The sequence below is a fragment of the Sphingomonas sp. genome (assembly GCF_042096255.1).
Lineage (GTDB): Bacteria > Pseudomonadota > Alphaproteobacteria > Sphingomonadales > Sphingomonadaceae > Sphingomonas.
In genome coordinates this window covers 1-7,854 of record NZ_JBELLZ010000122.1, presented here as the reverse complement: position 1 = coordinate 7,854, position 7,854 = coordinate 1, and the positions used below count along the sequence as shown (strand labels likewise).

Annotated in this window: 7 protein-coding genes and 1 pseudogene; all 8 read right to left on the bottom strand. The window is 65.2% G+C overall.

Features of this window, described 5'->3' with window-relative positions; translation table 11 throughout:
• A pseudogene (locus ACFDTH_RS16315) lies at positions 1–379 on the bottom strand (NADH-quinone oxidoreductase subunit M); the annotation flags it as partial.
• A gap of 70 nt (positions 380–449) precedes the next feature.
• On the bottom strand, positions 450–2,507 hold the full coding sequence (nuoL, locus tag ACFDTH_RS16310) for an NADH-quinone oxidoreductase subunit L (protein WP_375288618.1): 2,058 nt from the start codon (positions 2,505–2,507) through the stop codon (positions 450–452).
• 1 nt (position 2,508) lies between these two features.
• Complete coding sequence (nuoK, locus tag ACFDTH_RS16305) at positions 2,509–2,811, bottom strand: NADH-quinone oxidoreductase subunit NuoK (RefSeq protein ID WP_375288619.1); 303 nt, start codon at positions 2,809–2,811, stop codon at positions 2,509–2,511.
• 8 nt (positions 2,812–2,819) lie between these two features.
• A complete protein-coding gene (locus ACFDTH_RS16300) occupies positions 2,820–3,431 on the bottom strand; it encodes an NADH-quinone oxidoreductase subunit J (RefSeq protein WP_375288617.1) in 612 nt (203 codons plus the stop codon).
• Positions 3,432–3,497: 66 nt separating this feature from the next.
• Complete coding sequence (gene nuoI / locus ACFDTH_RS16295; RefSeq protein ID WP_375288616.1) at positions 3,498–3,983, bottom strand: NADH-quinone oxidoreductase subunit NuoI; 486 nt, start codon at positions 3,981–3,983, stop codon at positions 3,498–3,500.
• Position 3,984: 1 nt separating this feature from the next.
• On the bottom strand, positions 3,985–5,034 hold the full coding sequence (nuoH, locus tag ACFDTH_RS16290; protein ID WP_375288615.1) for an NADH-quinone oxidoreductase subunit NuoH: 1,050 nt from the start codon (positions 5,032–5,034) through the stop codon (positions 3,985–3,987).
• Positions 5,035–5,206: 172 nt separating this feature from the next.
• Positions 5,207–7,207 carry an NADH-quinone oxidoreductase subunit NuoG gene (nuoG, locus tag ACFDTH_RS16285; RefSeq protein ID WP_375288614.1) on the bottom strand — a complete coding sequence of 667 codons (2,001 nt, stop codon included), beginning with the start codon at positions 7,205–7,207 and terminating at the stop codon, positions 5,207–5,209.
• Between the two features lie 4 nt (positions 7,208–7,211).
• A partial coding sequence (locus ACFDTH_RS16280; RefSeq protein ID WP_375288613.1) for a hypothetical protein occupies positions 7,212–7,854 on the bottom strand: 643 nt, incomplete at its 5' end.

Below are 7,854 nucleotides of genomic sequence, written 5' to 3'. Positions count from 1 at the left end.
AGAAGATGTAGAACAGGAAGATGTCCTGCGCCGCGAAGGTGCCGATCATCAGCACCTCGGTGAACAGGAACGCGGACATATATTCCGGCACGCGCTTCTCGATCGCGTTCCAGCTGGCGCCGATGCAGATCGGCATCAGGAACACGCTGAGCGCGATCAGCAGCAGCGCGAAGCCGTCGATCCCCAGCGCCCAGGAGAAGCGGCCGAACAGCGGCGCATATTCGACGAACTGCCACTGCGCGCCGCCGACGTCGAAGCTCATCCAAAGGACGACGCCCAGCGCCAGATCGGCCAGCGTCGCGACCAGCGCGGTCATTCGCGCCGCCGCGGGCGACAGGAACAGGCACGCCGCCGCCGCGACCGCGGGGATGGCGAGCATCAGCGAGAGAATGGGAAAACCCGTCACGACTTGAAATCCATTCGCCCGGACGATGGGTGGAGGGGACCGCTCATCGCGCGATCACCCAGGTGACTGCGGCGGTCAGCCCCAGCAGCATCACAAAGGCATAGGTGTAGACGTAGCCGGTCTGGAGCCGCGCCGCCGCCCGGCTGCCGATCTGGACCAGCCAGGCCGAACCGTTCGGACCAAACCGGTCGATCGTCTTCTCGTCGCCGCGGTGCCACAGCAGGCGGCCGATCGCGAAGGCGGGGCGGACGAACAGCAGGTGGTAGAGCTCGTCGAAATACCATTTGTGGGCGATGAAGTCGTACAGCGCGTCGAATGTCGTGGTGAACTTCCGCGGCAGGTCGGTCGAGCGGATGTACGCCAGCCACGCGCCGAACAGGCCGAGCAGCATCACCACCGTCGCCGCGAGCTTCACCCACAGGGGCACCTCATGCATCTCATGCATCAGGTGCTCGTTGAACGCGATCGAACCGCGCCAGAACCGCTCGCCCGCTTCCGGCTCGATGAACCAGCCGTGGAATACGAAGCCGGCCGCGACCGCGCCGATCGACAGCACGATCAGCGGGATCAGCATCGGCAGTGGGCTCTCGTGCGGATGGTAGCCTGCGGTGCCGTGTGGAACTTCGTGAACATCGCGCGCATGAGCATCAGGCGCGTGGCCCGCGTCCTCTCCTGCCGGGTGCTCGTGGTGACCGTGCGCGTCGTGGACGGCGTGCTGGATGTGCTCCGACCCGGCCCAGCGCGGCTGGCCCCAGAAGGTCAGGAACATCAGGCGCCACGAATAGAAGCTGGTGAGCAGCGCCGCTATCGTGCCGACCCAGAAAGCCCCCTGACCGCGGCCTGAGGCATAGGCGACCTCCAGGATCGCGTCTTTCGAGTGGTAGCCCGCGAAGCCGCCGACGCCGTAGATACCCACGCCGGTGATCGCCAGCGTGCCTAGCAGCATCGCAATGAAGGTGATCGGGATCGCCTTCCGGAGGCCACCGTAGAAGCGCATGTCCTGCTCGTGGTGCATCGCGTGGATCACCGAGCCCGCGCCCAAGAACAGCAAAGCCTTGAAGAAGGCGTGCGTGAACAGGTGGAACATCGCCGCGCCGTACGCGCCGACGCCCGCGGCGAAGAACATGTAGCCGAGCTGCGAGCAGGTCGAATAGGCGATCACGCGCTTGATGTCGGTCTGCGTCGTGCCGATCGTCGCGGCGAAGATGCAGGTCGCGGCGCCGACGCCGGTGACGACCATCAGCGCGGTCTGGCTGGTCTCGAACATCGGCGACAGGCGGCAGACCATGAACACGCCCGCTGTCACCATGGTCGCGGCGTGGATCAGCGCCGACACCGGGGTCGGGCCCTCCATCGCATCCGGCAGCCAGGTGTGCAGGCCAAGCTGCGCCGACTTGCCCATCGCGCCAACGAACAGGCACAGGCACAGCACCGTCATCGTGTCGAAGCGCGCGCCGAGAAAGCCGATGGTCGAGCCCGCCATCGTAGGCGCGAGGCGGAGGATCTCCGGGATCGAGACGGTATCGAACACAAGATAGGTGCCGAAGATGCCGAGCATGAAGCCCAGGTCGCCGACGCGGTTGACCACGAACGCCTTGATCGCGGCGGCATTGGCGCTCGGCTTCCTGAACCAGAAGCCGATCAGCAGGTAGGACGCGAGGCCGACGCCTTCCCAGCCGAAGAACATCTGAATCAGATTGTCCGCGGTCACCAGCATCAGCATCGCGAAGGTGAACAGCGACAGATAGGCGAAGAACCGCGGCTGATCCGGGTCCTCGCTCATATAGCCCCAGCTATAGAGGTGGACGAGCGCCGAGACGCTGGTGATCACCACCAGCATTACCGCGGTCAGCGCATCGACCCGCAGCGCCCAGGACACGTCGAAGCTGCCCGAGGTCATGAAGTGCAGCACCGGAGTAACGCTCTCGGTCAGGCCGCCGGTCATGAAGCCGATGAAGATCGGCCACGACAGGGCGCAGGACACGAACAGCGCGCCGGTGGTGATGCCCTTGGCGACGATGCCGGGAATCGACTTGTTGCCCAGCCCTGCGATCACCGACGCGAGCAGCGGCAGGAAGACGATGAGGAGAATAGACGTCACGTTAGCCCCTCATCCGGCTCGGGTCGTCGACCGAGATCGAGCCGCGGCCGCGGAAGAAGATCACCAGGATGGCGAGCCCGATCGCCGCCTCGCCCGCGGCGACGGTGAGCACGAACATCGCGAACACCTGGCCGACCAGGTCGTTCAGCGCGGCCGAGAAGGCGACCAGATTGATGTTCACTGCCAGCAGGATCAGCTCGATCGCCATCAGGATGACGATGATGTTCTTGCGGTTCAGGAAGATGCCCAGCACCCCCATGGTGAACAGGATGGCGGCGACCACCAGATAGTGGATGAGGCCAATCGAGCCGTTCACAGCTGCACCCCCTGGCCGACGGTCGGCCGCATGTTGCGCGTCGCGTCCTGCGGCCGGCGGGCGACCTGGCGCGCAATGTTCTGGTAGCGCGAGCCGGAGCGCTCGCGGTGGGTCAGCACGATCGCGCCGATCATCGCCACCAGCAGCACGAAGCCGGCGGCCTCGAACACGAACAGGTAGCGCGAATAGAGCAGCATGCCGACCGCCTGGATGTTGGGCATCGCCGGATCGACCGGCGCGGCACGGCGGGCCAGATCAATGCCGCCTGCGCTCCACGCACCAACGCCGATCAGGATTTCGCACACCAAAGCCACCGCCAGCACCAGCCCGATGCCGAAATAGCGGACGAAGCCGGCGCGCAGCTCGGCGAAGTCGATGTCCAGCATCATCACGACGAACAGGAACAGCACCGCAACCGCGCCGACATAGACGATGACCAGCAGCATCGCGATGAACTCCGCGCCCACCAGCACCATCAGCCCCGCCGCGTTGAAGAAGGCGAGGATCAGCCACAGCACGCTGTGCACCGGGTTGCGCGACGAGATCGTCATGGCGCCCGAGAGCAGCACGACGAGCGCGAAGAGATAAAAGGCGAATGCCTGGATCATAGCCCTGCCCCCCCGAGACGAGGGTTCTGGTCGTGAATCATGTGAGCCCCTGAGAACACGCGCCGCCTACCGGTACGGCGCATCGGCGGCAAGGTTCGCGGCGATCGCGCGCTCCCAGCGGTCGCCGTTGTCGAGCAGCTTGGCCTTGTCGTAGATCAACTCCTCGCGCGTCTCGGTGGCGAACTCGAAGTTCGGCCCCTCGACAATCGCATCCACCGGGCAGGCCTCCTGGCACAGCCCGCAATAGATGCACTTGGTCATGTCGATGTCGTAGCGCGTGGTGCGGCGGCTGCCGTCGTCGCGCGGCTCGGCCTCGATCGTGATCGCCTGCGCCGGACACACCGCCTCGCAAAGCTTGCATGCGATGCAGCGCTCCTCGCCGTTCGGATAGCGACGCAGCGCATGCTCGCCGCGGAAGCGGGGCGAGATCGGGTTCTTCTCGAACGGATAGTTGATCGTCGCCTTGGGCTTGAAGAAATACTTCAGCGTCTTGGCATGGGCGCCGATGAACTCCCAAAGCGTGAAGGCCTTGATGGTGGATGCGATACCCATGTCAGAACCCCACACGCGTGGCCATCAGCACGCCCGAAACCAGGAACACCCAGAACAGCGACACCGGCAGGAACACCTTCCAGCCCAGCCGCATCAGCTGGTCGTAGCGATAGCGCGGAACGGTGGCCTTCACCCAGCTGAAGCAGAAGAAGAAGAACAGCATCTTGGCGAACAGCCAGATGATCCCCGGCACGGCGTAGAGCGGCGCCCAGTCGAACGGCGGCAGGTATCCGCCCCAGAACAGCGTGGCGTTAAGCGCGCACATCAGGATCACGTTGGCGTACTCGCCCAGCCAGTAGAGCGCGAAGGCCATGGACGAATATTCGGTCTGGTAGCCGGCGACCAGCTCCGACTCCGCCTCGGTCAGATCGAACGGCGCGCGCTGCGTTTCGGCAAGGGCGGAGATGAAGAACATCACCGCCATTGGGAACAGCAGAGGATTGAGGAAGAAGCCGTTCACCGGCGTGCCCAGCACGCCCTTCTGCGCTTCCACAATCGCGGTCAGATTGAAGCTGCCCGACCACAGCACGATCGAGATCAGGATGAAGCCGATCGCGACCTCGTAGCTCACCATCTGCGCCGCGGCGCGGATCGCCGAGAAGAACGGATACTTCGAGTTGGACGACCAGCCCGCCAGGATGATGCCGTATACGCCTAGCGACGAGGCGGCGAGCACGTAGAGCAGGCCGACGTTGATGTCGGCGAGCAGCACGCCCGGCTGGAACGGCACCACCGCCCAGACGATCAGCGCGACGGTGAAGGTGATGATCGGCGCCAGCAGGAACAGGCCGCGGTTGGCCGCGGCGGGGACGATCGTCTCCTGGAGGAAGACCTTGAGCCCGTCCGCGAACGACTGGAGCAGGCCGAACGGCCCGACCACGTTGGGGCCGCGGCGCAGCGCCATCGCCGCCCAGATCTTGCGATCGGCATAGATGATCATCGCCACCGCCAGCATCACCGGCAGCGCGATCAGCAGGATGCCGATCAGCGTGGCAAGGAACCACGCCCAGCCGTAGGGCAGGCCGATGGTGGTGTTGAAGAAGGCGGTCATTGCTTAGCGTCCAACCTGTCGAATGGACGGCGCTCAATCACGGTATAAGTGTTCACATGCACCGGGAGGAGATGCGCCGTCTTCCGCCACTCGTAGAGCGCCGGATTACTATCGCGGAACTTCTCAATCTGGGCGATCTCCCAGTCCGGGAAGCCCTCTGGATACACGCCCCTCACTCTGCCGCCTCCGCGAAGCTCTCGCCATGCACCAGCTCGGCCGAGCAGCGCTGCATCGTCGGCGAGGCGCGGCAGATCGCGTTCGTGAGGTAGAAATCCTTGACCGGATAGCCCTCCATCACACCGCTAGCAGTGGTGCCGAGCGCCGGCGGATTCCAGGCGAACGTCTTGAGGCCTGGCGTCGCCAGCTCGGGGCAGTCAAGCGCCATCGCAGCGCGCAGCTCCGGCAGCGTGTCGAACGCCAGCGTCTTGCCGAGCCGCTCGGACAGTGCGCGGAAAATCGTCCAGTCCTCGCGCGCGTCGCCCGGCGCGAACACCGCACGCTCGCCACGCTGGACGCGGCCCTCCAGGTTCACCCAGGTGCCCGACTTCTCGGCATAGGTGGCGCCCGGCAGGATCACGTCGGCATAGTGCGCACCGCGATCGCCATGATGGCCGACATAGACCTTGAAGCCGGTGAAGCGGGTGAAGTCGCACTCGTCGGCGCCGAGGAAGAAGGCGAGCTTCGCGTCGTAAACGTCCGCGATGCCGCCCTTCTGCGCATAGCCGAGCATCAGCCCGCCCATCCGGCTAGCTGCCATGTGGAGGACGTTGAAGCCGTTCCAGCCATCGCGAACCAGGTTGAGCGACGAGGCGAGCCCCAGCGCCGCGCCATGCGCGCCCTTCAGCGCCCCGCCACCGACGATCACCATCGGCTTCGCGGCCTTGCCGAATGCCTCGGTGACATGATCCGGCAGGCTGGCGAGCACCGAAAGGTCGGCACCGAGCCAGTCGGCCTTGTAGGTCAGCTCGGTTTCCGGACCGACCGCGAACACCTTGGCGCCCTTCTTCACCGCCTTGCGGATACGGGTGTTCACCAGCGGCGCTTCCCAGCGCAGGTTGGTGCCGACCAGCAGGATGACGTCCGCCTCCTCGGTGCCCGCAATAGTGGTGTTGAAGTTCACCGCGGCGAGGCTGGACGTATCATAGTCCATGCCGGTCTGCCGGCCCTCGAGCTTCGACGAGCCGAGCTCCCTGAGCAGCGCCTTGGCCGCGAACATCGTCTCGCAATCGACCAGGTCGCCGGCGATCGCCGCGACGCTGTCGCCCGCCGCATCCGCCGCCGCCTTGACCGCGGCAAAGGCGTCGTCCCAATCGACCGGCTGGAGCTTGCCGTTCACCCGCACATAAGGCCGATCGAGCCGGCGCCGCACGAGGCCGTCGACATGGTGGCGCGTCTTGTCGTGCGCCCATTCCTCGTTGACGTCCTCGTTGACGCGGGGAACGCAGCGCAGCACCTGGCGGCCGCGGCTGTCGAGGCGGATGTTGGTGCCCACCGCGTCCTGCACGTCGATGGTCAGCGTCTTCTTGAGCTCCCACGGCCGCGCCTCGAAGGCATAGGGCTTGGAGGTGAGCGCGCCGACCGGGCACAGGTCCACCACGTTGCCGCTCAGCTCGCTGGTCACCGCCTTTTCGAGATAGGAGGTGATCTGCATGTTCTCGCCGCGATAGATCGCGCCGATCTCCTCCACGCCCGAGACCTCCTCGGCGAAGCGGACGCAGCGGGTGCACTGGATGCAGCGAGTCATGATCGTCTTGACGATCGGGCCCATATACTTGTCGGTGACGGCGCGCTTGTTCTCGGCGAAGCGGCTGTGGCCGCGGCCATAGGCCATCGCCTGGTCCTGCAGGTCGCACTCGCCGCCCTGGTCGCAGATCGGGCAATCGAGCGGGTGGTTGATCAGCAGAAATTCCATGATGCCCTCGCGGGCATGCTTCACCATCGGCGTGGTGGTGAACACTTCCTGGTTGTCCGCCGCCGGCAGCGCGCACGACGCCTGGGGCTTGGGCGGCCCCGGCTTCACCTCGACCAGGCACAACCGGCAATTGCCGGCGATGCTGAGGCGCTCATGATAGCAGAAGCGCGGGATCTCCTTGCCCGCGGCCTCGCAGGCCTGGAGCACGGTGGCGCCAGCGGGGACTTCGACTTCGATCCCGTCGACTTTGAGCTTGGGCATTCCGCTACTTTCCTTGCGCCACGGCTGTCGGCTGAACACCGCGATACAAAACTTCAGCCAAGGCGCCCTTGATCGTCGATCGATCCAACTTCACTTGCACATCCGCAGTGACGCACGGTCCGAGCACTGGCGTTATGCGCTGCAATGTGACATTCTCTTCATTGCTAAGTGTTTCGGACGACACGAACTGCTCCGCTGCGGGCCGATCCTTGGCGACCACACAATCGGCAAAGTCGATGAGCCACCAGTGAACCTTTATGGCCGGGCTGTCGCCGGTCGCCTGAGCGAGACTGTAGCCTGCCACGACGGGCAGATGCGTGTCGCCCTCAAGCCGTCTACGGTAAAGCTCGACGAAGAGAGCGCGGCGAAACAAAATCGGATTGAACCGCATTTCTCCGAACAGGAGGCAGTCTGCAGTGGCCAATCGCGCCAAAGCGCGGTTCTGCCCCTCGCCCATTGGCTCTGCCAGAGCGCGACCGACACCGGTAGCCGAGCGGACCAGGACGCAGCGAGCAAATTCATCCATCGCAATTCGGCCGCGGTCGGCGGGCGACAGCCGCGCGTTCTGGGGCACGCGCGCGGGACGGGGACTGGGCAGATATGATTGCCCCAGCGCTTCGTAGCGCTGCGCCACGACAGGTTCTGAA